At 70.8% G+C, this 25,046-nt stretch carries 15 protein-coding genes and 1 pseudogene; 11 read left to right on the top strand and 5 right to left on the bottom strand.

Features of this window, described 5'->3' with window-relative positions:
- Both EYW49_RS16355 and pfkB read right to left on the bottom strand, forming a co-directional pair.
- Positions 1-293, bottom strand: a pseudogene (locus EYW49_RS16355) (bifunctional acetaldehyde-CoA/alcohol dehydrogenase); the annotation flags it as partial.
- Between the two features lie 434 nt (positions 294-727).
- The gene (pfkB, locus tag EYW49_RS16350; RefSeq protein WP_131310698.1) at positions 728-1,684 is read right to left on the bottom strand and encodes a 1-phosphofructokinase; all 957 of its coding nucleotides are present in this window, start codon (positions 1,682-1,684) and stop codon (positions 728-730) included.
- A 203-nt stretch (positions 1,685-1,887) separates the two neighbouring features.
- Here pfkB and EYW49_RS16345 point away from each other — a divergent pair, with 203 nt between their 5' ends.
- On the top strand, positions 1,888-2,871 hold the full coding sequence (locus EYW49_RS16345; RefSeq protein WP_131310697.1) for a LacI family DNA-binding transcriptional regulator: 984 nt from the start codon (positions 1,888-1,890) through the stop codon (positions 2,869-2,871).
- A 25-nt stretch (positions 2,872-2,896) separates the two neighbouring features.
- Here the strand turns inward: EYW49_RS16345 and EYW49_RS16340 are convergent, their stop codons facing one another.
- Positions 2,897-3,814 carry a PhzF family phenazine biosynthesis protein gene (locus tag EYW49_RS16340; RefSeq protein WP_131310696.1) on the bottom strand — a complete coding sequence of 306 codons (918 nt, stop codon included), beginning with the start codon at positions 3,812-3,814 and terminating at the stop codon, positions 2,897-2,899.
- Between the two features lie 110 nt (positions 3,815-3,924).
- A complete protein-coding gene (locus tag EYW49_RS16335; RefSeq protein WP_131310695.1) occupies positions 3,925-4,641 on the bottom strand; it encodes an NUDIX hydrolase in 717 nt (238 codons plus the stop codon).
- A gap of 236 nt (positions 4,642-4,877) precedes the next feature.
- On the opposite strand from EYW49_RS16335, the gene EYW49_RS16330 reads away from it, so the two are divergent.
- The 7 genes from EYW49_RS16330 (at position 4,878) to EYW49_RS16300 (ending at position 14,325) form a co-directional block, all read left to right on the top strand.
- Positions 4,878-5,180 (top strand): SCP2 sterol-binding domain-containing protein, encoded by a 303-nt coding sequence (locus EYW49_RS16330; protein WP_131310694.1) that lies wholly within the window; start codon positions 4,878-4,880, stop codon positions 5,178-5,180.
- 188 nt (positions 5,181-5,368) lie between these two features.
- Positions 5,369-6,715: an OmpP1/FadL family transporter gene (locus EYW49_RS16325; RefSeq protein ID WP_323052997.1), complete on the top strand. Its 1,347-nt coding sequence runs from the start codon at positions 5,369-5,371 to the stop codon at positions 6,713-6,715.
- Positions 6,716-6,729: 14 nt separating this feature from the next.
- Positions 6,730-8,436 carry a long-chain-fatty-acid--CoA ligase gene (locus EYW49_RS16320; RefSeq protein ID WP_131310692.1) on the top strand — a complete coding sequence of 569 codons (1,707 nt, stop codon included), beginning with the start codon at positions 6,730-6,732 and terminating at the stop codon, positions 8,434-8,436.
- Between the two features lie 140 nt (positions 8,437-8,576).
- Entirely contained in the window at positions 8,577-8,972 is a 396-nt protein-coding gene (locus EYW49_RS16315) for a MerR family transcriptional regulator (protein WP_131310691.1), read from the top strand.
- Between the two features lie 88 nt (positions 8,973-9,060).
- A complete protein-coding gene (locus EYW49_RS16310; RefSeq protein ID WP_131310690.1) occupies positions 9,061-10,200 on the top strand; it encodes a thiolase family protein in 1,140 nt (379 codons plus the stop codon).
- Positions 10,200-12,521 (top strand): 3-hydroxyacyl-CoA dehydrogenase/enoyl-CoA hydratase family protein, encoded by a 2,322-nt coding sequence (locus EYW49_RS16305; RefSeq protein WP_131310689.1) that lies wholly within the window; start codon positions 10,200-10,202, stop codon positions 12,519-12,521. Before EYW49_RS16310 ends, EYW49_RS16305 begins: the two co-directional genes overlap by 1 nt.
- A 16-nt stretch (positions 12,522-12,537) precedes the next feature.
- Positions 12,538-14,325 (top strand): acyl-CoA dehydrogenase C-terminal domain-containing protein, encoded by a 1,788-nt coding sequence (locus tag EYW49_RS16300; RefSeq protein WP_131310688.1) that lies wholly within the window; start codon positions 12,538-12,540, stop codon positions 14,323-14,325.
- 67 nt (positions 14,326-14,392) lie between these two features.
- Here EYW49_RS16300 and EYW49_RS16295 read toward each other — a convergent pair whose 3' ends face one another.
- Positions 14,393-15,898 carry a serine protease gene (locus EYW49_RS16295; RefSeq protein ID WP_131310687.1) on the bottom strand — a complete coding sequence of 502 codons (1,506 nt, stop codon included), beginning with the start codon at positions 15,896-15,898 and terminating at the stop codon, positions 14,393-14,395.
- A 213-nt stretch (positions 15,899-16,111) separates the two neighbouring features.
- Here EYW49_RS16295 and EYW49_RS16290 point away from each other — a divergent pair, with 213 nt between their 5' ends.
- The 3 genes from EYW49_RS16290 (at position 16,112) to EYW49_RS16280 (ending at position 25,042) form a co-directional block, all read left to right on the top strand.
- A complete protein-coding gene (locus EYW49_RS16290; RefSeq protein ID WP_131310686.1) occupies positions 16,112-21,355 on the top strand; it encodes an alpha-2-macroglobulin family protein in 5,244 nt (1,747 codons plus the stop codon).
- A gap of 7 nt (positions 21,356-21,362) precedes the next feature.
- Positions 21,363-23,495 carry a penicillin-binding protein 1C gene (gene pbpC, locus EYW49_RS16285; protein WP_131310685.1) on the top strand — a complete coding sequence of 711 codons (2,133 nt, stop codon included), beginning with the start codon at positions 21,363-21,365 and terminating at the stop codon, positions 23,493-23,495.
- 137 nt (positions 23,496-23,632) lie between these two features.
- Positions 23,633-25,042 carry a DHA2 family efflux MFS transporter permease subunit gene (locus EYW49_RS16280; protein ID WP_131310684.1) on the top strand — a complete coding sequence of 470 codons (1,410 nt, stop codon included), beginning with the start codon at positions 23,633-23,635 and terminating at the stop codon, positions 25,040-25,042.
- Positions 25,043-25,046: the final 4 nt, after the last annotated feature.

Genomic DNA, 25,046 nt, shown 5'->3' with positions numbered 1-25,046 from the left:
ATGGTGCCACCGACCTCGTCGACCTCCAGGACGCCGCAGGTCTTCTCGTCCTTGTACTTGTTGTAGATGTATTCGGAGGCGAAGTGGTTCTTGACCACCTTGTCCTCGAGCACGCCCATGCCGGTCTCTTCCGCGGCCTGCACGGCCAGCGGGATGCGGGCGGCGGCGGCGGCGAAGGCGGCGGAGCGGAAGATCAGGTCGACCTTCTCCTGCGGGAAGGTCGCATAGACGGCCTGGGCGGCCTTCACRCGCGCCACGAGGGCGTCGAGTTCGGCCAGGGTCGAAACGGGCATCGGATCCTCCTGTGGTACGAACCCGCGTCGAGCGGCGCCGACGGGGCTCCCGGGAAGCGGCGGCGGCGCCCCCATCGTCGGGCGACCGCGAACGGAGCCCGGTGACGGAACGGGCGAACCGGATCGGTGCGCCACCCCCCTCTTCAACTTTCGTAGGGACTGAAAACCTTTTCAGCACGCGCGTCAAGACCGCCGACGGCCGGATTGTGCGATATGCGCGCCCCATCAGCAATGATCCGGATAGGGCCCGGCGAGTGTGCTTGAAATCGTTTTCTGAGGGCCGATGATTGCCCGACACCGCCGCCACGGCGGAATTCGGCGGGGCGGCGGGGAGCGGCGCGCCGACGGGGGCGCGACCCGTGCGATCACGGACGTCGCGACGGCGCCAGCCCCGACGCCACCGCAGAGCTCGCGGGCGGCGCAGCCGGACGGGATCAGCCGGCGAGAGTCGTCAGGGCGACCTGGGCGGCGAGCGCCTCGATCTCGGCACGTGCCGGCAGATGGGGCCCGACGTGGGCGAGCTTGCCGGTGGCGAAGGCGACGGCGAGGCGGGCGAGTTCGGGCAGGCCGAGCCCGTCGCGCAGGCCGGCGACGGTGCCGGCGACCATCGCGTCACCCGCCCCGACGGTACTGAGCACGCGCATCGGCGGCAGGCGGGCGGAAAGCGCCTTGCCGTCGCGCACGAACAGCGCGCCCTCGGGGCCGAGCGACACCACCACCAGCTCGACGCCGCGACGGTTGAGGTCGCGGGCGACGGCGATCAGATCGCTCGTCTCGGGCAGGGGTCGGCCGGCCCAGGCTTCGAGTTCACGGCGGTTGGGCTTGACGCAATGGGGCAGATGCTCGGCCGGCGCGGCCAGTGCCGCCGCGAACGGGCCTTCGCTGGTGTCGAGGACGACGCGGGCGCCGTGATGGGTGAGGTCGGCGATCAGCCGCGCCCAGGTGTCGTCGGGCAGGCCCTCGGGCAGCGATCCGGCGAGGACCACGAGGCCGTGCGGCCGCACCAGTTCGACCAGGGTGTCCCACACCAGATCGCAGGTCGGCACGTCGACCGGCAGGCCGGGCAGGTTGATGTCGGTGGTGTCGCCGGAGGCGAGGTCGGCGATCTTGATGTTGGTGCGGGTCTCGCCGACGGCGCGGACGAAGCGGTCGTCGATGCGCTTCACTGCGAAGAACTGCGAGAAGGGTTCGGCGTTGGAGCGCCCGAGCACGCCGGTGACCACCACCGGGGTGCCCCAGTCGGCGAGGCAGCCGGCGACGTTGATGCCCTTGCCGCCGACCCCCGACTGGGCCGTGCGGGCCCGCTGCACCGACCCGAGCCGGAGTTCGGCGACGGTCACGGTGAGGTCGATGGCGGGGTTGAGCGTGACGGTGATGACGGGGGCGATCACGAGCGGTCTCCCTCAGAGCCGATCCGGGGCGACGCGGCGACAGCGCGCGACGACGCGGTGGCGACGGCATTTACAGAAAACGTTTTCAGTGGCATTGTCAATCCTCACCACATTGCCAAGGGCAGTGCGGTCTGCGAAGCTTCATGCCTCGATCCGCGCGCGACGCCCGCGGCCCCGAGAGCCGGCTGAGATCGTTTTCGACCATGACCATCGGAATCAAGGACGTGGCGCGCCGCGCCGGAGTGTCGCCCGCCACGGTGTCGCGAGTGCTCGGCCACGGCCCGGTCAGCGCCGAACTGCGCGATCGCGTCGAAGCGGCGGTGCGGGCCACCGGATATCGCCCCAACCTATCGGCGCGGCGGCTGCGTTCGCAGCATTCGCGCACCATCGGGCTGATCGTCTCGGACATCCGCAATCCCTTCTTCACGGCGCTCAGCCGGGCGGTCGAGGACGCCGCCTATCAATCCGACATGCGGGTGGTGTTGTGCAACACCGACGAGAACCCCGAACGCGAGGCGATGTACCTGCGGCTGATGCAGGAAGAGCGAATCACCGGCCTGATCTTCGCACCGACCAAGGCCACAGCGGAACGGCTCGATCACACCCTGCTCGATTTCCCGGTGGTGCTGGTCGACCGCGCCGGCCCGCCCGGTCGCCACGACTGCGTGGTGATCGACAACCCGCTGGCCTGCGGCGCACTGATCGAACATCTGTGGGAACAGGGCTACCGGCGGATCGGCGGCATCTTCGGCAACACCTCGTCGACCGCAGTGGAGCGCCACGAAGGCTATCGGGCGGCGATGGCGGCGCGCGGGCTCGAGGCCGACGTGCGCTTCGTCGCGCCCAACGCCGAGGCGGCGGAGGCCGAGACGGCGCGCTGGCTGCGCACGCCCGGCCGGCCGGAGGCACTGATCGGCTCCAACGGTCAGGTGCTGCTCGGCATGGTCAAGGCGCTGCGCAACGCCGGCCTGGGCATGCCCGACGACATGGGGCTGGCGGGGTTCGACAACGAGACCTGGACCGAACTGGTCGGACCGGGCCTGACGGTGGTCGAACAGCCGGTGCTCGACATCGGCCGCACCGCGATGATGATGCTGTTCGAGCGCCTGTCGGTGCCCGACCTGCAGCCGCGCAAGGTCGTGCTGACCGGCCGACTGATCGTGCGCGGCTCGACGACGCGACGCTGAGGGCGTCCCCGCCCGATGGGCGGGTTCAGTCGACGTGGAGCACTCCTTCGGCGAGCTTGACCACCGAGCCGCCGATGCGGGCGGCGACCAATGCGCCTTCGTCCATGTCCAAGGCGAGGTCGATCAGGCTCGGCCGGCCCATCTCGAAGCCCTGTTCGATGCGGATGCGGTGGGTGCCGTCGGTCGGCGCGTCGAAGCGGACGATCGCGCCGGCGAAGGCGGCGACCGCCGCGCCGGTGGCCGGATCCTCGCCGATGCCGAAGTCGACGTCGAACATGCGGGCGTGGAAGGCGCTGTCGTGGCGCACCGACTCGCGACAATAGACATAGACCGGCAGCGGCTCGCCGCGACCGAAGGCGGCGGCGAGGCGGGCGCGATCGGTGGCGACCCGGCCGATCGCGTCGAGGCCGGCGACCGGCACGAAGGCGAAGGGCACGCCGGCCTCGAAGGCCACGGGCACGTGGTTCTCGAAGCCGATCTCGGTGGCGTCGAGGCCGAGGGCGTCGGCGAGCAGGCCCTTCGACGGCATCTCGCGGCCGAGCGCACGGGGCAGGCGCGGCAGATCGAACTCGGCGAAGGGCGCCTTGACCGGATCGAGCCGCACCGCGGCCCGCACCACGCCGATCGGCTCCTCGACCACCACCATCGAATCGATCGCCGTCTCGACCGCGCCGAAGCGCTCGAGCGCCAGCAGCGCGGTGGCACCGACCGTCGGATGGCCGGCGAAGGGCATCTCGCGCCCGGGGGTGAAGATGCGCAGCGCCGCCGAATGGCTCGGCCGCTCGGCCGGCAGCACGAACACGGTCTCGGAGAGATTGAACTCGCGGGCGATGCGCTGCATCGCGACCCCGTCGAGGCCTTCGGCGTCGAGCACCACGGCGAGGGGATTGCCTTCGAGCGCGTGGGACGTGAAGACGTCGAGCAGGACATAGCGACGGGGCATGGGCAGGTCTCCGGGGGAAGGCTCGGCGGATCATACACGGCGGCGCCGGCGAGGCGAGGGGTCGCCGGCGGCCGTCGTCGCCGCAGTCCGGACAGCGCCCGGTCGGATCTTCAGATGCGGCGGGTCGCGAGGTCCGCGAGCAGGGCGTCGACGTAGCCGACGGTGGCGGTCGGCGCGATCCGTTCGTCGAAGCCGAGGAAGCGGAACGCGGCGAGTTCCTGGTGCGGGTCGGCGGCGACATGGGCGGCGATCGCCGGGGCATAGGCGGCGCTCGGCGCGGGGGCGCGGAAGCGGCGGACGATGGCGATGCGGCAGGGGCCGGCGGGATAGAGCACGAAGCCGGGATCGGGCGTGAGGCCGGCGACGTCGAGGCCGACCTCCTCGGCGAGCTCGCGCACCATGTTGGCGACCGGGTCGAGCCGTCCGTCGGTCTCGTCGTCGGGGTCGAAGGAGCCGGACGGCGGATAGATCTTGCCGGGATTGGCGGTCGCCGCGCCCATCACCCCCACCAGCAGGCGGTCGTCGGCAGTGGTCACCGCGGCTACGGGGAAGATGTGGGTGAAGCGCGCGTCGGGGGCGGCCCGCCAGTGCAGGAAGGTCGCGAAGTCGGTGCGCCGGGCGTGGGCGGAAAAGCCCGCCGCGGTCACCGGGCCGGCGCGCTCGAAGAGATAGAACGGGCCGTTCCAGATCTTCGGGTTGGCGGCGGTGGCGGCGGCGAAATGCGCGGCGACGGCGGCGCGTTCGGCGTCGGTGGCGGAAAGCGGCACGGCGTCGACGGTGAGGTCGACGGCCGCGACGGAGACCGGCGCAGCGAGGATCGAGGTCACGACGGCGGATCTCCGGACGGGCGGCGGGGAGACGCCCGGGAGGGCGCGGCGGCGGCCGACAGGTAGCGCGAAAGCGGCGGCGCGGCGAGCCCCGTGGGCGCGGGGCGGGGCCCCGATCGTGGCGGATCGGATGGGGTTCTGCGCCTTTTGACGGAAGAGGGACCTAGTTGACGTAATGGTCAGCGCATGAGACAAATCACTTAGAAGATCCGGACAGACGCGAGGGGATCGCCGCCGTGGACGCCGACGACCTGGAAGACCGCCTGCAGGCGACATTGCCGGCCCTCGACAAGTTGAGGGCGGTGGTGCGCTTCGATCTCGGCAGCGACGGGTCGACGACCGTCGACGCGCGCGAGAGTCCCGCCCGGTTCACCACCGACGAGGACGTCGCGCCGGACTGTACGATCAAGATCTCGTCGGACAATCTGGCGAAACTTCTCGACGGCAAGCTCGATCCGATGCTCGGCTACACGCTCGGCAAGATCAAGGTGGTCGGATCTCTGGGGGTCGCGATGAAGTTGATCGGGGCGATCGGTTGAATCTTCACAGCCGAGCTTCGACTGTCGCGCGACATGATCCGAAGTGAAATTTCTTGAGCCCGAGGCTTTCCACAGATCCGTCGACGACCGTTGACGCAGATCGGAACGGCGATTAGCCTCGACTCTTCTTGGGCGGTCTGCCCGAGGCACAAACAAGACGAGACACGCGAAAACGCGTACTGGGGGGAATGTTCATGTCGTCGATGGTTCGTATCGGGTCCGCCGTCGGGCTTTTCGTATTCTTCGCCGCGGCGAACGCTACGCAGGTCTCCGCGGCCGGCTTTCAGCTTCGCGAACAGAGTTCCGAAGGTATCGGCAACGCTTTCGCCGGTTCGGCCGCCAAGGCGACCACGCCGGCGACGATCTGGTACAACCCGGCGGGCATGACGTTACTGGACGGCAACCAGATCGCCGGCTCGGTGACCTGGATCGCCCCGAAGGCGACCTTCTCGGGCACCGGCACCACCGCGCTCGGCAATTCCACCGGCAGCCGCAACGGCGGCGACGCGATCATGGACGCCGCGGTCGGCGCCACCTTCGCGATGTGGAGCTTCTCCAAGGACCTCAAGTTCGGCCTCGCCGTGACCTCGCCCTTCGGGCTCCGGTCCGACTATCCGGCCGACTGGACCGGGCGCTATTTCGCCAACCACAGCGCCGTCACCAACATCAACATCAATCCCAACGTCGCCTATCGGGTGAACTCCAACCTGTCGATCGGCGGCGGCATCCAGTTCGACTGGATCAACGCCAAGCTGTCCTCGCAGATGAACCAGAACGCGCTGTGCGTGGCGAGCCTCGCCTGCCCGTACCGCGGCACCATCCTCGCCGGCAATCCGACCCTGCTGCCGGATGGCCAGCTCGGATTCCAGGGCAGCGATATCGGCGTCGGCTACAACGTCGGCGCGCTGTGGGAGTTCTCGCCCTCGACCCGCGTCGGCATCGCCTATCGCTCGCAGATCCAGAACACCCTGAAGGGCGACGCCTGGGCCAGCGGCTCGCTCTCCCAGGCCTACATGACCTCGATCGCGCCGAACCGGAAGGTTCGCGCCGACTTCACCGTGCCGGCGACCGCCACCGCCAGCGTGTTCCATCAGATCGACGATCGCTGGGCGGTGATGGCCGACATCCAGTGGACCGGCTGGTCGTCGTTCAAGGCGCTGACGGTGGTCGGCGAGAGCACCGGCAAGGTGCTCACCGAGACCATCGAGAATTGGCGCGACACCTGGTTCTTCTCGCTCGGCGCCAACTACAAGTTCGCGCCCGGCCATACTCTCCATGTCGGCACCGCCTATGATCAGAGCGCCATCGAAAAGGCGTCCCTACGCTCGGTGCGCGTGCCCGACAGCGACCGCTATTGGCTGTCGACCGGCTATACCTGGGACGTCTCCAAGGACGTCCAGTGGAACGTGGGCTATGCGCACATCTTCTCGCCCAAGTCCGACACCAAGCTGATCGACCCCAAGCTCGGCACGATCACCGGCAGCTATTCCGGCTCGGTCGACATGGTCTCGACCAGCTTCGTCTACAAGTTCTGAGGCGACAGACACCCGTGACCGAACATCCCACCGACGGCAGCGGGGGCGGATATCCGCTCCCCGCCCGATCCCTCACGTCCCTGTTCGAGGAGGCGGTCGCGCAGTGGCCCGAGCGGCCCTGTATCGATTTCCTCGATCGCAAGTGGACCTACCGCGAGATCGGCGATCTCGTGACGCGCGCCGCGGCGGGGTTCCGCCGCCTCGGTGTGACCCGCGACACGCGGGTCGGCCTGTGCCTGCCCAACACCCCCTATGCGGTGATCTGCTACTTCGCGGTGCTGAAGGCCGGCGGCACGGTCGTCAACTTCAACCCGCTCTATGTCGAGCGCGAGATCGAGCACCAGATCCGGGACAGCGGCGCCACGGTGATGGTGACGATGGACCTGAAGCTGATGCTGCCCAAGGTCCAGGGGCTGCTCGGCCGGACCTCGCTGAAGACCGTGGTGGTGTGCCCGATGGCGGCGATCCTGCCGTTCTCCAAGGCTCTCCTGTTCCGTCTGTTCAAGCGCGGCGACTTGGCGCCCTGGACGTCGGACGCCAATCACGTGTCCTTCGCCCGGCTGACCGCCGAAGCGACGCCGATCGAGACGCCGGCCTTCGACCCGACGACCGAGGTGGCGGTGCTGCAATATACCGGCGGCACCACCGGCACGCCCAAGGGGGCGATGCTGACCCATGCCAACCTCACCGCCAATGCCGAACAGATCCGGCTGTGGATCCCGGACGGCGCGATCGCCGCCGGCCAGCCGCGGATGCTCGGCGTGCTGCCGCTGTTCCACGTCTTCGCGATGACCGTGGTGATGAACTTCGGCCTGAGGATGGGCGCGGAGCTGATCCTGCTGCCGCGCTTCGAGCTCGACCAGGTGCTCGACACCATCGAGCGCAAGAAGCCGACCCTGTTCCCCGGTGTACCGACCATCTACACGGCGCTGAACGCCGCCGCGGCCAAGGGAAAGCGCGATCTGTCGTCGATCGAATTCTGCATCTCCGGGGGCGCGCCGCTGCCGCTCGACGTCAAGACCCGCTTCGAGAGCCTGACCGGCTGCCGGCTGGTCGAGGGCTACGGCCTCAGCGAGGCCTCGCCGGTGGTCACCTGCAACCCGGTCACGGGCGAAACCAAGGTCGGCTCGATCGGTCTGCCGGTCGCCGGCACCACGGTCGAAGTGCGCACCCCGGTGACCTCGACTCAGCTCCTCGGGGTCGGCGAGCGGGGCGAGATCTGCGTGCGCGGGCCGCAGGTGATGCTCGGCTACTGGCGGCGTCCCGAGGACACCGCCGATCAGCTGCGCGACGGCCTGCTGCGCACCGGCGACATCGGCTACCGCGACGCCGACGGCTTCGTGTTCCTGGTCGACCGGATCAAGGACATCATCATCTGCGGTGGCTACAACGTCTATCCGCGCGTGCTCGAAGAAGCGCTCTACCAGCACGAGGCGGTCGAGGAGGCGACGGTGATCGCGGTCTCCGACCGCTATCGCGGCCAGGCCCCCAAGGCCTTCGTCAAGCTGCGCGACGGGGCGGAGACCACGCCCGAAGACCTCAAGGTCTTCCTCGCCGGTTACGTCTCGAAGATCGAACTGCCGCGCGAGATCGAAATCCGCGACAGCCTGCCCAAGACCATGGTCGGCAAGCTGTCGAAGAAGGAACTGATCGCCGAGGAGATCGCCCGCGACACCGCGGAGGCGGTCGGCGACCGATTGCACGACGACACCTCCGCCTGACCCGCGCCGCCGGTCGACCGAAGCCCCCGACGTCCTCCCCGAGATCCCCGCCATGACGATTTCGCGTGACATCAAACTGACGTATAGGGCAATATCCGGCCCTCGCTGTCGTCGTCTGCAGCTCGCGGAGCCCTGCCGTCATGGAAAAGATCTTCTCGGTCACCGAACTGGCCCGAGACCTCGGAATCACGCCGAGAACCATTCGCTTCTACGAGGACCAGGGGCTGATCTCGCCGCAACGCGCCGGCAACACGCGGGTCTACACCCATCGCGACCGGGCGCGGATGATCCTGATCCTGCGGGGCAAGCAGCTCGGCTTCTCGCTGCGCGACATCAAGGAATATCTCGATCTCTACGTCGTCGACACGACGCAGACCGAGCAGCTGCAGCATCTGGTGAAGAAGGCGCGCGAGCGCATCACCCAGCTCGAGAGCCAGTTGCAGGCGGTCAAGACCACGCTTTCGGAACTGCGGGAGATCGAGCGCGTCAGCCTCGACACCCTCACCAGTCGCGGTATCGCCGTCGAGACGGCCTGACGGGCGGACGCATTCGCGTTCCCACCCGGTCGATGCACGTCTCCGACGGAACTCGCCTCACCCAGAGTTCTCTCACGGAGACACGTCGATGAACACTGTCGTCGTCGCAGGCTACGCCCGCTCGCCCTTCACCCTGGCCAAGAAGGGCGACCTCGCCGCGGTGCGCCCCGACCGGCTCGCCGCGGCGGTGGTCGCCGCGCTGGTCGAACGCACCGGCGTCGCGCCGGACGATCTCGAGGATCTGCTGCTCGGCTGCGCCTTCCCGGAAGGCGAGCAGGGCCTCAACCTCGCCCGTCTGGTCGGGCTGATGGCCGGGCTGCCGCGCTCGGTGGCCGGGGTCACGATCAACCGCTTCTGCGGCTCGTCGATGCAGTCGATCCATGCGGCGGCCGGCGCCATCGCCTTCGGGGCGGGCGAGGCCTTCGTCTGCGCCGGCATCGAGAGCATGAGCCGGGTGCCGATGATGGGCTTCAACCCGCTGCCCGATCCGGCCTTCGCGGTCGAGATGCCCGGCGCCTACATCGGCATGGGCGACACCGCCGAGAACGTCGCGGCGCGCTGGCAGATTTCCCGCGCCGATCAGGAAGCCTTCGCGGTGGCTTCCCAGGCCAAGGCGACCGCCGCCCGCGACGGCGGCCGGCTCGCGGACGAGATCGTGCCGATCACCGACAAGAAGGGCCGGGTGATCGCCGTCGACGGCTGCATCCGTTCGGACACCACCCTCGAGACCCTGGCCGGGCTGAAGCCGGCGTTCAAGGCCGACGGCGTGGTCACCGCCGGCACCTCGTCGCCGCTCACCGACGGCGCTTCCGCCGTGCTGATCTGCTCGCTCGACTATGCCGCCAAGCACGGATTGGAGCCGCTGGCGATCGTCCGCTCGATCGCCGTTTCGGGCTGCGATCCGGAGATCATGGGCATCGGTCCGGTCGGCGCGTCGCGCAAGGCCGCGGCGCGGGCCGGCATCGAGATCGGGGCGATCGACGTGGTCGAGCTCAACGAGGCCTTCGCGGCCCAGGCGCTGGCCTGCATCCGCGACCTCGGGCTCGATCCGGCGCGGGTCAATCTCGACGGCGGGGCGATCGCGCTCGGCCATCCGCTCGGCGCCACCGGCGCCCGCATCGTCGGCAAGGCGGCGTCGCTCCTGAAGCGCGAGGGCGGCCGCTACGCGCTGGCCACCCAGTGCATCGGCGGCGGTCAGGGCATCGCCACCATCCTGGAGGCGCTGTGATGGCCGAGATCAACAAGGTCGCCGTGATCGGCGCCGGCGTGATGGGGGCGGGCATCGCCGCCCATGTCGCCAATGCGGGGGTGCCCGTGATCCTGCTCGACATCGTGCCGAAGGACGCCGCCGATCGCTCGGCGGTGGCCAAGGGGGCGATCGAGCGTCTGCTCAAGGCCGATCCGGCGCCCTTCATGTCGAAGGCGGCGGCGCGGCTGGTGACCCCCGGCAACGTCGAGGACGACCTCGGCCTCCTCGCCGACTGCGATCTGATCATCGAGGCGATCGTCGAGCGGCTCGACCTCAAGCAGAGCCTCTATGCCAAGATCGACGCGGTGCGCAAGGACGGCTCGATCGTGTCGTCGAACACCTCGACGATCCCGCTCGCCGCCCTGGTCGGCGGCCTGCCCGAGCGTTTCGCGGGCGACTTCCTGATCACCCATTTCTTCAATCCGCCGCGCTACATGCGGCTGTTGGAGGTGGTCGCGGGCGCGGCCACGCGGCCGGAAGCGGTCGCCACGGTGTCGCAGTTCGCCGACCATCGGCTCGGCAAGGGCGTGGTACGCTGCAAGGATCGCCCGGGCTTCATCGCCAACCGGCTCGGCGTCACCTGGCTGCAGGCGGCGGTGGTCGAGGCCTTCGATCGGGCGATCGACATCGAAGACGCCGATGCGATCATCGGCCGGCCGATGGGGATCCCCAAGACCGGGGTGTTCGGCCTGCTCGATCTGGTCGGGCTCGATCTGATGCCGCACGTCAACGCCAGCCTCGCCGGCTCGCTGCCGGCCGGCGACATGTTCCACGACCTCTATCGGCCGGCGCCGCTGATCGAGAAGATGATCGCCGAGGGCTACACCGGTCGCAAGGGCAAGGGCGGCTTCTACCGACTGAACCGCGCCGAGGGCAAGGCCAAGGAGGCGATCGATCTGACGACCGGCGCCTATCGACCGCAGAAGAAGGCCGACGTCGAGGCGGTCAAGGAGGCGGGCCGGTCGCTCGGCAAGCTGTTCGAGCACGACAGCGCGGCGGGACGTTACGCCTGGGCGGTGATGGGTCGGACGCTGGCCTATGCGGCGCTGCTGGTCGGCGACGCCGCCGACGAGATCGAAGCGATCGATGAGGCGATGCGCCTCGGCTACAATTGGAAGAAGGGTCCGTTCGAACTGATCGACGATCTCGGCGTCGCCTGGTTCGTCGCGGCGCTGGAGCGGTCCGGCCTGCCGGTGGCGCCGATCCTCACCGCCGCCGCCGGGCGGCCGTTCTACCGGGTGGTCGAGGGGCGCCGCGAGGTGCTGCGGCTCGACGGCGGCTACGCCGAACTGGTGCGCCCCGACGGCGTGCTGATGCTCGCCGACGTCAAGCTGACGGCCAAGCCGGTGCTGAAGAACGGCTCGGCGAGCCTGTGGGACATCGGCGACGGGGTCGCCTGTTTCGAATTCACCTCCAAGATGAATTCGCTCGATCCCGACACCATCGATCTCCTGCAGAAATCGATCCGCAAGGTCGCCAAGGAGTTCAAGGCCCTGGTGATCTACAACGAAGGCTCGCAGTTCTCGGTCGGGGCCAATCTCGGGCTCGCGCTGTTCGCCGCCAACATCGCCGCCTTCGCCGAGATCGAGAACCTGATCGCCTCGGGACAGGCGGTGTACAAGGCGCTGAAATACGCCAAGTTCCCGGTGGTCGGGGCGCCTTCGGGCATGGCGCTCGGCGGGGGCTGCGAGATCCTGCTGCACTGCTCGGCGATCCAGGCCCATGCCGAGACCTATGTCGGTCTGGTCGAGGTCGGGGTCGGGCTGATCCCCGGCTGGGGCGGCTGCAAGGAGATGCTGGCGCGCTGGCAGAGCCTCGGGCGGCTGCCCAACGGGCCGATGCCGCCGGTGATCAAGGCCTTCGAGACGATCTCGACGGCGACCGTCGCCAAGTCGGCGGCCGAGGCCAAGGAACTGCTGTTCCTGCGGCCGTCGGACGGCATCACCATGAACCGCTACCGCCTGCTCGCCGACGCCAAGGCCAAGGCGCTGTCGCTGGTCGAGGGCTACCAGCCGCCGGCGCCGCCGACCTTCCGGCTGCCCGGGCCCTCGGCCAAGGTCGGCATGGACATGGCGGTCGACGGCTTCCGCCGGCTCGGCAAGGCCACGGCCTACGACGCGGTGGTGTCCTCGGCGCTGGCCGTGGTGCTGTCGGGCGGCGATACCGACGTCATCGCCGAACTCTCCGAGGACGACGTCCTCGAACTCGAGCGGACGGCCTTCGCCGGTCTCGTCAAGTCCGCCGGCACGCTCGACCGCATCGAGCACATGCTGATGACCGGCAAACCGTTGCGCAACTGAGGGCGAGGAGAAGACCATGCCGATCTACAAGGCCCCCCTGCGCGACATGCGCTTCGTGCTCTACGAACTCCACGGCGGCGAGGCGATGACCGAGCTGCCGGGCTTCGAGGACTTCGGCCGCGATCTGGTCGAGCCGGTGCTCGACGAGGCCGCCAAGCTCTGCGAACAGGTGCTGTTCCCCCTCAACCGCTCCGGCGACGAAGAGGGCTGCACGCTGGCCAACGGCGTGGTCTCCACGCCCAAGGGCTTCAAGGAAGCCTACGACCGCTTCCGCGACGGCGGCTGGACGTCGATCTCCTGCGATCCGGCCTGGGGCGGCCAGGGCTTTCCGAACGTCGTCTCGACCCTGGTCGAGGAGATGATCTGTTCGGCCAACCTGTCGTTCGGGATGTATCCGGGGCTGTCGCACGGCGCCTACAACGCACTCGCCCGCCACGGCACCGAGGCGCTGAAGGAGAAGTGGCTGCCGAAGCTGGTGGCCGGCGAATGGGCCGGCACGATGTGCCTGACCGAACCGCATTGCGGCACCGACCTCGGCCTGATCCGCACCCGCGCCGAACCGAAGGACGACGGCTCGTGGGCGGTCACCGGCACCAAGATCTTCATCTCGGCCGGCGACCACGACCTCACCGACAACATCCTGCATCTGGTGCTCGCCCGTACCCCCGGCGCGCCCAAGGGCATCAAGGGCATCTCGCTGTTCCTGGTGCCGAAATACGCGGTCGGCGACGACGGCGCGGTGGGCGGCCCCAACGGCGTCACCTGCGGCTCGATCGAGCACAAGATGGGGATCAAGGCGTCGTCGACCTGCGTGATGAACTTCGACGGCGCCACCGGCTGGCTGATCGGCGAGCGCCACAAGGGCATGCGGGCGATGTTCACGATGATGAACACCGCGCGGCTCGGCGTCGCCATCCAGGGCCTCGGCATCGCCGAGGTGTCCTACCAGAACGCCGTCGCCTATGCTCGCGACCGGATCCAGGGGCGCTCGCTGTCGGGGACCAAGGCGCCGGACAAGGCGGCCGATCCGATCCTCGTCCATCCGGACGTGCGGCGGATGCTGCTGACCCAGCGGGCCTATACCGAGGGCTGCCGGGCGCTGGCCGCGGGGATCGCTCGCGAACTCGACGTGTCGCAGCGCCATCCCGATCCCAAGGTGCGGCAGGCGGCCGAGGACTACGTGGCGCTGATGACGCCGATCGCCAAGGCGATGATGACCGACCTCGGCTCGGAGGTCGCCAATCTCGGCGTCCAGGTCTACGGCGGCCACGGCTTCATCCGCGAATGGGGCCAGGAGCAATATGTCCGCGACGCCCGCATCACCCAGATCTACGAGGGCACCAACGGCGTCCAGGCGCTCGATCTGGTCGGGCGCAAGATGCCGGCCGACGCCGGGCGGGCGCTCAGGCGGTTCTTCCATCCGGTCCAGGCCTTCATCGAGGCGAAGGTCGAAGACGAGCGGCTCGGCGTGTTCGTGCAGCCGCTGGCCAAGGCCTTCGTGCGGCTGCAACAGGCGACCGCGCAAGTGGCCCGCGCCGGCCTCGCCCGGCCCGACGAAGCCGGCGCAGCGGCGACCGACTATCTGAAGCTGTTCGGTCTGACCGCGCTGGCGCATCAATGGGCGCGGATGGCCGAGGTCGCCTATGCCCGGCTCGACGCCGACGGCCCGGACACGTTCTACGAGGCCAAGATCGCCACGGCGCGGTTCTTCATGGATCGGCTGTTGCCGGAGAGCTCGGCGCGGTTCTCGGCGGTGATGGCCGGCGGGCGGTCGATCATGGAGTTCCCCGACGACGCGTTCTGACCGCGACGCCGCCACATCGAGACGATCGAAAGGGGGCGCGAGCCCCCTTTCGTGTGTCCGGCGACGATCAGCGCCCGCAGGCGACCGCGACCACCCGCGGCGCGAGATCGGCGACCACCGCGCCGCTGGAGCCGGCGGGCGGCGGCGGCGTGCGATCGACCGCGAGGCCGGCGGCTTCCGTCAGACCGGCGAGATCGCCGGCGAGCGGATAGGTCGCCTCGGGGATCAGCCCGGCGACGAGGCGGGTCTCGTCGGGGCGACGGGTGACCAGCCCGACGATGCCGCCGGAGAGATCGGCGACCACCGCGCCGTGGCCGCCGCGCTGGAGCGCGAGGCGGGCGCCGAGCGGCGCGGCGTAGCCCGAGGTGACCACCAGCCGGCCGGTGGCATCGCCCGCCGACAAGGCGACGAGCGGGCCACCGGCGGGGGCGGCGGCGGCCGGGCGCCAGGGTTTGGGCGCGGCGAGGCCATCGACGGCGAGGAGCGCCAGACCGCGGCCGGCATCGATGGTCAGCGGCTTGGCCGGGCGGCCGGCGACGGTCAGCGTCTTGCAGTCGGCGACCGCGCTCGCGGCGGTCACCACCTTGCCGGCGGCGACGACGAGGCCGGAGGCGAGCGGCGCCGCGGCGGGGGGAGCGGCCGCGGGCGTGGCCGGTGCCGCAGGCGTGGCGGGCGTCGCGGAAGCGGCGGGGGCCGTGGCGACCGGGGCGGCGGTGGTCGAGGGCGGAACGATCGGGCCCGGGGGCGGCGGGAACGGCAGGAAGGTGCCGGCGGTGGCGATCACCACGCGGTCGACCTCGGGCCCGAGCGCCGGATCGACGAAGAAGGCGAAGCCGCGGACTTCGCCGTCGCCGCGGACCATGCGGGTGTAGCCGCGGCGGCCGGGTTCGTCGTCGGCGATCACGAACCAGTCGGGACGCAGCACCGCATAGGACACCTTGCGGCCGGGGCGATCGGCCTTGAGGCTGTCGTAGAGGGCGGCGAGATCGACCCCGGGCAGGCGATGGGCGAGAATCTCGACGCGTCCGTCCTTGGCCGCCCAGCGGCTGCCGGTTTCGGTGCGGGTGGCGGCGCCGACCAGCCGGGTGGGAATGCCGATGAAGGTGCCGGTGGCGGCGTCGGCGATCATCTGGAAGCCGGCGGCGGCCTTCTTCTGGGCGGCAACTTCTGCCAGCGCCTTGGTCGCGACCTCTCCGCCGACCGTCTCGGGGCCGAGCTTGCGGCGGCCGAGGAAGGCGGCGATCGCCTCGAAGGTCATCTTGCCGAAGGTCCCGTCGAGGGAACCGGTATAGTCGCCGCTCCATACCAGGGCGTCCTGGACGGCGATCCGCCGATCGAGCGGCAGCGCGTCCCATGCGAGCCGGGTCGCTTCGAAGGCCGGCGACGGCGCGGTCGCGGGCACCGGCGCGGCGGCCGGACGGGCGGGGGCCGCGGTCGGGCGCGGCGTCGCGGGCTGGGCGGCGGCCTCGCCGAGCGGCGCGAGAACCGCGACGCCGAGGAGGAGGCACGCGACGGCGGCGCGCAGGCCCCGACGCCTCGGACGGGTGTCGGCGGCAACCGGTTCGGCGGTCATGGCTCGATCTCCCTGGGCGACGAAATGACGTCGCGGCGGCGGGAGTTTCGCAGAGGTCGGGACGGGCGTCGAGAGGGCCCAAGGTGTGAGGCGATCGGCCCTGACGGGGGCGCCGCGGTGGTGCTAGGATCCCGGCGACCGCCGCGCCGGATCCGCTTTTTCAGAGCCGCCACCCTCCGTTCCCGCGCGCGCCGGTCCCACGAGGAGACGACCATGAAGACCCTGCTCCGCGCCGTGGCGACGGCGGTCCTGCTGGCGACGGCCATGGTTCCGGCGACCGCCGCCGACAAGCTCCTGTCGCGGGACGGGCTGGCCAGCGACGCGGTGCGGCTGGAGACGCAGTTCAAGGCCGCGGCGACCAAGCCCGCCGAACTCGAGCCACTGCGCAAGGCCGGCGAGGCGGCACTCGCCAAGCGCGACTTCGCCGGGGCCGAGCAGATCTACGGGCGGGCGATCGCTCTCGCGCCCAAGGACTGGTCGTTGTGGACCGCCTATGCCGCGGCCGCCGCCCAGGTCGACGTCGCCGACTATTCGGCGCGGTGGAAGCTGCGCAGCGCGGCGCATGCCGCAGCCTATGCCGGCTACCGGTTGGCCACGACCCCGAAGGACGAGGCGACGGCGTTGACCACGCTGGCCGGGACCTACGTCCGCTCCGAGGACAATCGCGAAGCCCTGGCGATCCTGCGGGTGGCCTTGAAGACCGGTGAAAATCCCCAGGCCCGCGCCGAATACGAGCGGCTGCGCCCGGAATTCGGCTTCAAGATCGCCGACTACAAGGTCGACAGCGACGCCGCCAGCCCGCGCGCCTGTTTCACCTTCTCCGACGATCTCAAGACCTCGGGCAAGTTCGACTACGCCCCCTTCGTCGCGGTGTCGGGTCTGGCCACGCCGGCGATCACCGTCGAGGCGCGGCAGATCTGCGTCGACGGGCTCGAACACGGCAAGCGCTACGGCATCGTGCTGCGCGCCGGCCTGCCGTCGACGGTCGGCGAGGACCTGACCAAGGCCGCCGACTACGACATCTACGTGCGCGACCGCTCGCCGCAGGTGCGCTTCACCGGGCGCAACTACGTGCTGCCGCGCAGCGGCCAGGAAGGCCTGCCGGTGGTCACCGTCAACACCCCGTCGGTGGAGATCCGGGTGCACCGGATCGGCGACCGCTCGCTGGCGCCGACCTTGCGCGGCGAGACCTTCCTCAAGAGCCTCGACGGCCGTCAGGCCAAGAAGATCGCCGAGGAGGACGGCCGGCTGATGTGGACCGGGACGCTGGCGGTGGCGAGTGAGCTCAACAAGGACACGGTCACCGCCTTCCCGGTGCTGGAGGCGGTCGGCCGGCTCGAGCCTGGCATCTATGTGATGACCGCCAAGCTGCCGGGCACCAGCGCGAAAGACGAGAACGGCGACGAGGCCGACGCCTACGAATCGCGGGCGACCCAGTGGTTCCTGGTGTCCGACCTCGGGCTCACCGCCTTCTCGGGCGAGAACGGCATCGACGTGGTGGTGCGCTCGCTCGGCGACGCCAAGCCGGTCGCCGAGGCCGAGATCCGGCTGCTGGCCAAGAACAACGACATCCTGGCGACCAAGAAGACCGACGCCACCGGTCGCGCCACCTTCGAAGCGGGGCTCACCCGCGGCAGCGGCGGCGCCGCGCCGGGTGTGGTGGTGGCCGGCGACGGCAAGGGCGACTACGGTTTCCTCGACCTCGCGCAGGCCGCCTTCGATCTCGGTGATCGCGGCGTCAAGGGCCGCGCGGTGCCCAAGGGGCTCGACGCCTTCGTCGCCACCGAGCGCGGCGTCTACCGCACCGGCGAGACCGTCGACGTCACCGCGCTCTTGCGCGACACCCGCGGTGTGGCGGTGCCCAACCTGCCGCTGACCCTGGTGGCGCAGCGCCCCGACGGCGTCGAATATCGCCGGCAGGCGGTCGCCGATCAGGGCGACGGCGGCCGCGCGTGGTCGCTGGCGCTGATTTCCGGACTGCAGACCGGCACCTGGCGGATCCGCGCCTATGCCGACCCCAAGCAGCCGCCGATCGGCGAGACCAGCTTCCTGGTCGCCGATTACGTGCCCGAGCGCATCGACGTGACCCTGACCACGCCCAAGCCGCGGCTCGCCGCCGGCGAACCGGCGGTGGTCGAGGTCCAGGCCGATCACCTCTACGGGGCGCCCGGCGCCGAGCTCGATCTGCGCGGCGACGTCGCGGTGTCGCTCGCCGACGACACGCCGATTCCGGGGCTCGCCGGCTACACCGTCGGCCTCGACGACGAGAGCTTCGAGGCGGTGTCGAAGGAGCTCGAAGAGCTCGGCACCACCGACGCCAAGGGCCATGCCCGGCTGACCGTCGAGATCCCCCCGGCGGTCTCGACACGGCCGTTGCAGGCCAAGATCGACGTCGCCGTCGCCGAGAGCGGCGGCCGCGCGGTCGAGCGGGTGATCACCTTGCCGATCCTGCCGGCCGGGCCGGTGATCGCGGTCAAGCCGCTGTTCGACGCGGGGGCACTCGCCGCCGGATCCAAGGCGGAATTCGACGTCGTCTCGACCTTGCCGGACGGCACGCGCCGCGAGGCCAAGGGCGTCACGTGGCAATTGCTCGAGGTCACCACCCGTCACCAGTGGTTCAACAGCGACGGGCGCTGGGACTTCGAGGCGATCAAGACGACGCGGCGGATCGCCGACGGGCGGATCGATCTCGCCACGAGCGGTCCCGCACGTCTCGCCGTGCCGGTCGACTGGGGCAGCTACCGGCTCGACCTGCGCTCGGCCGACGGGGCGATCCACACCTCCAAGACCTTCGCGGTCGGCTGGGCCGGGTCGGACAAGGCCGACGCCCCCGACGTACTCGACGTGGCGCTGGACAAGACCGCCTATGGCCGCGGCGAGAGCGTGCAGGTGCGGGTCAAGCCGCGCTTCGCCGGCACCGCGACGGTGGCGATCGTCACCGATAAGGTCGAGGCGATGAAGGTGGTCGAGGTCGGCAACGACGGCGCCACCGTGGCCTTCCCGGTCGATCCGGCCTGGGGCGCGGGGGCGCATGCTCTGGCGATCGCCCATCGGCCGCTCGACGTCCAGGCCCATCGCCAGCCCGGCCGGGCGGTCGGGGTGGCGTGGTTCGCGGTCGAGCCGACCGCCCACCGGCTCCAGGTCGGGCTCGCCGTGCCGGAGATGATCCGGCCGCGCGGCACGCTGAAGATCCCGGTGAAGATCCAAGGGGCAGCAGCCGGCGAGACGGCGCGGGTGGTGGTGGCGGCGGTCGACGTCGGTATCCTCAATCTGACCCGCTACGAGACGCCCGATCCCGACGGCTGGTTCTTCGGCCAGCGCCTGCTCGCCACCGATCTGCGCGATCTCTACGGCTATCTGATCGACGGCATGCAGGGCACCCGCGGCAAGATCACCGCCGGCGGCGACGGCGGCGCCGACATGGGCGCGGCGCCGCCGCGCGAGGCGCCGTTCTCCCGCTACTCGGGCGTGGTCGAGGTCGGGGCCGACGGCACCGCCGAGATCGCCTTCGACGTGCCGGCCTTCAACGGCACGGTGCGGGTGATGGCGATGGCCTGGACCAAGACCCGGGTCGGCCACGGCGCAAGGGACGTGGTGGTGCGCGACGCGGTGGTGATCCAGCCGACGGTGCCGCGCTTCCTGGCGCTCGGCGACCGCTCGACCCTGACGCTGGCGCTCGACAACGTCGACGGGCCGGCCGGCGACTACCGCGTCGATCTCGACGTGCGCGGGCCGCTGGTGATCCCGGCCGAGGCCTTCTCGGCCAAGGCGACGCTGGCCGCCAAGGGCCGCGGCGTGATCACCGTGCCGGTCACCGCGGCCGGGCTCGGCCCCACCTCGATCGCCGTGCGGCTGACCGGCGGCGGCATCGACGCCACCCAGACGGTGTCGCTCGCCGTGCAGCCGCCGACCCGCGAGGTCCATCGCCGCACGGTGAAGCCGTTGGCACCGGGGGCCTCGCTGACCGTCGGGCCGGAGCTGCTCGCCGACTATCTGCCCGGCACCGGCGCGGTGTCGGTGTCGGCCTCGACCTGGAGCGCCCTCGAGGTGCCGGCGCTGTTGCGCGAGCTCGACCGCTACCCCTACGGCTGCACCGAACAGGTGGTGAGCCGGGCGCTGCCGCTGCTCTACGTCAACAAGCTCGCCGCGGAATCGCGGTTGGCGCTCGATTCCGCCATCGACGAGCGGATCCGCGCGGCGATCGACCGGGTGCTGACCCGGCAGGACGCCAACGGCTCGTTCGGCCTGTGGGGGGTCGGCGGCGAAGATCTGTGGCTCGATTCCTATGTCGTCGACTTCCTGACCCGGGCGCGCGAACGCGGCTTCGCGGTGCCGCCGAAGGCCTTCGATCTGGCCCTCGACCGGCTGCGCAACCACGTCGTCAACACCACCGAGCCGAAGCCCGCCGACGGCCCGGATCTGGCCTATGCGATCTACGATCTCGCCCGCAACGGCCGGCCGGTGATGGGCGACCTGCGCTATCTCACCGACCAGAAGATCGACGTGTTCCCCTCGCCCTTGTCGCGCGCCCAGCTCGCCGCCGGGCTCGCCCTGCTCGGCGACCGCAACCGCGCCGAACCGGTGTTCCGCGGGGCGCTCGAACGGCTCGCGGCGATCGCCGGCCAGCGCATGTGGCGGGCCGACTACGGCTCGCCGCTGCGCGACGGCGCGGCGGTGATGACCTTGATGGCCGAATCCGGTCGGCCGCCGATCGACTGGGCCAAGGCCGGCGAGGCGGTCGAAAAGGCCCGCGACGCGCAGCGCTATACGTCGACCCAGGAACAGGCGTGGATGGTGCTGGCGGCGGCGGCGACGCCGAAGGACGCCGAACGGCAGAAGATCGCCGTCGACGACGGCGTCGCGCCGGAAGACAAGGCCGGCAGCTACTACCGCACCTTCCGCGGCGAGGAGCTGGAGGCCCATGCGGTGACCGTCGCCAACAAGGGCGAGACGGCGGCCCGGGTTGTGGTGACCACCGCCGGCGCGCCGATCGGCCAGGATCCGCCGGCGTCGTTCGGCTATCAGGTAGAACGGACCTTCCACAAGGCCGACGGCACCAAGGTCGATCCGAGCCGGGTGCGCCAGACCGATCGGCTGGTGGTGGTGCTCAAGGTCACCGAGGCCAAGGCGGAAGCGGCGCGCATCGTGCTCGTCGACCGCCTGCCGGCGGGCTTCGAGATCGCCGACCCCAAGCTGGTCGACGGCGGCGAGGTCCAGGCCTTCTCGTGGCTGGAGGGCAGCGTCGTGCCGGTGCGCAGCGAGTTCCTCGACGACCGCTTCGTCGCGGCCTTCGATCGCGAGGCCAGCCAGTCGGCGTTCTTCAACGTCGCCTATGCGATCCGCGCGGTGACCCCCGGCCGCTACGTCCTGCCGCCGGCGGTGGTCGAGGACATGTACCGGCCGGAACGCTTCGGCCGCACCGGCTTCGGGACGGTCGAGGTGACCCCGGCGAAGTGAGGCGCGGATGGCGGCGGAGGCTACGCGACGACGAGGGTGGCGGCGCTACGCCTTCGCCGCCTATTGCGCGGCGGTCGGCGCGCTGATCGCCGTCGGGCTGGGGCTCGGGGCGCTCAGCGGCGCGGTCGACCGGCTCGGGCCGCTCGACCCGCGGCTGGCGGAGGTGCGCTCGACGGTGGTGCTCGACCGCGAGGGGCGGCTGCTGCGGCCCTTCGTCACCGACGACGGGCGCTGGCGCCTGCCGGTCGGGGTCGACGACGTCGATCCGCGCTTCCTGGCGCTGCTCGTCGCTTTCGAGGATTCGCGCTTCCGCGATCACGCCGGGGTCGATCCGCGGGCGGTCGTCCGCGCCGTCGGCCAGAGCCTCCTCGCCCGCCGCTTCGTGTCGGGCGCCTCGACCCTGACCATGCAGGTGGCGCGGCTGATGGAGCCGCGCGAGACCCGCGACCTCGCCGCCAAACGCGCCCAGGTGCTGCGCGCCCTCGATCTCGAGCGGCGCTGGTCGAAGCGCCAGATCCTCGACGCCTATCTCGGCCTCGCCCCCTATGGCGGCAATCTCGAGGGCGTGCGGGCGGCGTCGCTCGCCTGGTTCGGCAAAGAGCCGAAGCGGCTGTCGGCGGCGGAAGCCGCGCTCCTGGTGGCGCTGCCGCAATCGCCGGAGACGCGGCGGCCCGATCGCTTCCCCGAAGCCGCGCGGCGGGCCCGCGACCGGGTCCTGGAGCGTGGGTTGGCGAGCGGGGTGCTCGGCGCCGACGAGGTGGCGCGGGCGCGCGGCGAGCCGGTGCCGACGACCCGGCGGCCATTCCCGATGATCGCGCCGCATCTCGCCGAAGATCTGGTCGCCGAGCGGCCGGAGGCGCGGATCCATCGCGCGACGATCGACCTGCGCCTGCAGACCACCCTGGAGCGGCTGTTGCGCGATCGCGCCGAAACCTCGCCCGCGGCCCAGTCGGCAGCGCTCTTGGTGATCGACAACGCCTCGGGCGAGCTCCTGGCTTCGGTCGGCGGGCCCGACTATTTCGCCGCCTCACGATCCGGCTCCCTCGACCTGACCCAGGCGATCCGCTCGCCGGGTTCGGCGCTGAAACCCTTCATCTATGCGCTGGCCTTCGAGAACGGCCTCGCCCATCCCGAGACGATCCTGGAGGATCGGCCGGCGCGCTGGGGCGCCTGGGCGCCGGAGAACTTCGACCAGAGCTTCCGCGGCACGGTGACGGCGCGGATCGCCCTGCAGCAGTCGCTGAACATGCCGGCGGTCGAGGTGTTGGAGGCGATCGGGCCGCAACTGCTCTTGTCGCGGCTGCGCAACGCCGGCGCCGATCTGGTGATGGCCGAGGGCGCGCCGACCGGTCTCGCGGTCGGGCTCGGCGGCGTCGGCATTCGACTTTCCGATCTCGCCCGGCTCTATTCGGGGCTGGCGCGGGGCGGCGAGACGCTGCCGATCGTGCGCCGCCTCGGCGAGCCGGCGGCGGCGAGCGATCATCGTCGCCTGACCGAGCCGGTCGCCGCGTGGTACGTCGCCGACATCCTGCGCGGCGCGCCGCCGCCGCTCAATGCGCCGGCCGGCCGGCTGGCCTTCAAGACCGGCACCTCCTACGGTTTCCGCGACGCCTGGGCGGTCGGCTTCGACCGGCGGGTGACCATCGCGGTGTGGGTCGGGCGACCCGACGGACTGCCGGTGCCGGGGCTGGTCGGGCGGGTCGCCGCGGCGCCGATCCTGTTCGACGCGTTGCAGCGCCTCGGTTTCGACAGCGAACCGATCGCCGCACCCGCGGGCGTGCTGCGCTCGTCGACCGTCGGCCTGCCGCCGCCCTTGCGCCATCTGCGCCGCGACGTGCCGAAGACCCTGGCGGCGACCACCCGGGTGCGCCTCGAGATCGCCTTTCCGCCGGATGGCGCCAGGATCGATCTCGGGCTCGGGCTCCCGCGGCTCGCCGGCCTGCCGGCGGCGCCGGGGCCGGTGGCGCTCAAGGCCCATGGCGGGGTGCCGCCGCTGACCTGGCTGGTCGACGGCCGGCCGGTGGCCGAGAGCGATTCGCGCCGCGACATCCTGTGGACGCCCGAAGGCGCGGGCTTTGCCCGGCTGTCGGTGATCGACGCCACCGGGGCCTCGGCGAGCGTACGGGTGCGGGTCGAGTGAGGCCCCTCGCGCGGACGTGATCGGCGCCGCGCGGCCGCCCTGCAAGTCGACGACTGGCCGAAAGGTCGACGGTGCCCTATTCGGGAGGGCCGCGGGCGCCGTCCCGGCCCCCTCCCCTCAGCGGTATCGCCCAGCTCATGCCCCTGCCCGCCTCCCGCACCGTCCCGCTGATCGTCGCCGCGGCGCTGTTCATGGAAAATCTCGATGCCACGGTGATCGCCACCTCGCTGCCGGCGATGGCGCGCGATCTCGACCTGTCGCCGGTGCGGCTCAATCTGGCGATCACCAGCTACATGGTGGCGATGGCGGTGTTCATCCCGGCCTCGGGCTGGCTCGCCGACCGGGTCGGGGCGCGGCGGGTGTTCGTGGGGGCGATCGCCCTGTTCCTGACCGGTTCGGTGGTCTGCGGCAGCGCGCCGTCGCTGGGGATTCTGGTGGCCGGGCGACTGTTGCAGGGGCTCGGCGGGGCGATGATGGTGCCGGTCGGGCGGCTGATCCTGCTGCGCTCGGTGCCGAAGGCCGAAATGATCTCGGCGATGGCGTGGTTCACCATGCCGGCGCTGCTCGGGCCGCTGATGGGGCCGCCGCTCGGCGGTTTCATCACCACGGCGACGACCTGGCGGTGGATCTTCTGGATCAACGTGCCGATCGGTCTCGCCGGGATGACCCTGGCGCTGACCCTGCTGCCGCCGATCGCCGAGCGCGAACGCACGCCCTTCGACGGGCTCGGATTTCTCACCAGCGCCACCGGGCTGGCCTTCCTGGTGTTCGCCTTCGAGACCGCGGGGCGCGACGTGGTGTCGCCGCTCGTCGGCGTCGCTGCGGCGGCGGCCGGGATCGGCCTGATCGTCGTCTACGTGCGCCACGCCCATGACGTCGCCCGGCCGCTGATCGACCTCGAGCTCCTCGCCATCCCGACCTTCCGGGTGGCGGTGATCGGCGGCTCGCTGTTCCGCATCGGCGTCGGCGCCCTGCCCTTCCTGCTGCCCTTGCAGCTCCAGGTCGGCTTCGGCCGCTCGGCGCTGGAATCGGGTCTGACCACCTTCGTGGCCGCGGCGGGCGCGCTGTTGATGAAGGCCACCGCCGGGCGGATCCTGCGCGCCTTCGGCTTCCGCCGCACGCTGCTGATCAACGCAGTCGCCGCGTCGGTGCTGCTCGGGGCGGTCGGGGCGATCGGCGCGTCGACGCCGATGGTGGTGGTGATGACCCTGCTGCTCGCCGGCGGCTTCCTGCGTTCGCTGGAGTTCACGGCGATCAACGTCATCGCCTTCGCCGACATCGACGCCGAGGCGATGAGCCGGGCGACGGCGCTGTCGAGCATGGTGCAGCAGCTGTCGCTGAGTTCGGGCGTGGCGCTCGGCGCCATGACCCTGCACCTGCTGTCGCCCGACGGGGCGCTGCCGAGTTCCGGCGACTTCTCGATCGCGTTGGCAATCGCGGGCGCGATTTCGGCGCTGGCCTTCCTGTCGTTCCGGCGGCTCGGCGCCGAGGCCGGCGAGGCCCTGCTCGGCCGTCCCACCCCGGCGACGGATACCGACGCGGCCTGAGACC

Source organism: Siculibacillus lacustris, assembly GCF_004328075.1.
Lineage (GTDB): Bacteria > Pseudomonadota > Alphaproteobacteria > Rhizobiales > Ancalomicrobiaceae > Siculibacillus > Siculibacillus lacustris.
The sequence above is the reverse complement of the archived record's forward strand: the minus strand, read 5'-3'. Positions and strand labels throughout refer to the sequence as shown.

Excerpts from the sequence above, each read along its gene's own strand:
- EYW49_RS16300 (WP_131310688.1), top strand. The coding sequence starts at position 12,538 with ATGCCGATCTACAAGGCCCCCCTGCGCGACATGCGCTTCGTGCTCTAC.
- pbpC (WP_131310685.1), top strand. The coding sequence starts at position 21,363 with ATGGCGGCGGAGGCTACGCGACGACGAGGGTGGCGGCGCTACGCCTTC.
- EYW49_RS16340 (WP_131310696.1), bottom strand. The coding sequence starts at position 3,814 with ATGCCCCGTCGCTATGTCCTGCTCGACGTCTTCACGTCCCACGCGCTC.
- EYW49_RS16305 (WP_131310689.1), top strand. The coding sequence starts at position 10,200 with ATGGCCGAGATCAACAAGGTCGCCGTGATCGGCGCCGGCGTGATGGGG.
- EYW49_RS16315 (WP_131310691.1), top strand. The coding sequence starts at position 8,577 with ATGGAAAAGATCTTCTCGGTCACCGAACTGGCCCGAGACCTCGGAATC.
- EYW49_RS16345 (WP_131310697.1), top strand. The coding sequence starts at position 1,888 with ATGACCATCGGAATCAAGGACGTGGCGCGCCGCGCCGGAGTGTCGCCC.
- EYW49_RS16310 (WP_131310690.1), top strand. The coding sequence starts at position 9,061 with ATGAACACTGTCGTCGTCGCAGGCTACGCCCGCTCGCCCTTCACCCTG.
- EYW49_RS16325 (WP_323052997.1), top strand. The coding sequence starts at position 5,369 with ATGTTCATGTCGTCGATGGTTCGTATCGGGTCCGCCGTCGGGCTTTTC.
- EYW49_RS16295 (WP_131310687.1), bottom strand. The coding sequence starts at position 15,898 with ATGACCGCCGAACCGGTTGCCGCCGACACCCGTCCGAGGCGTCGGGGC.
- EYW49_RS16290 (WP_131310686.1), top strand. The coding sequence starts at position 16,112 with ATGAAGACCCTGCTCCGCGCCGTGGCGACGGCGGTCCTGCTGGCGACG.
- EYW49_RS16280 (WP_131310684.1), top strand. The coding sequence starts at position 23,633 with ATGCCCCTGCCCGCCTCCCGCACCGTCCCGCTGATCGTCGCCGCGGCG.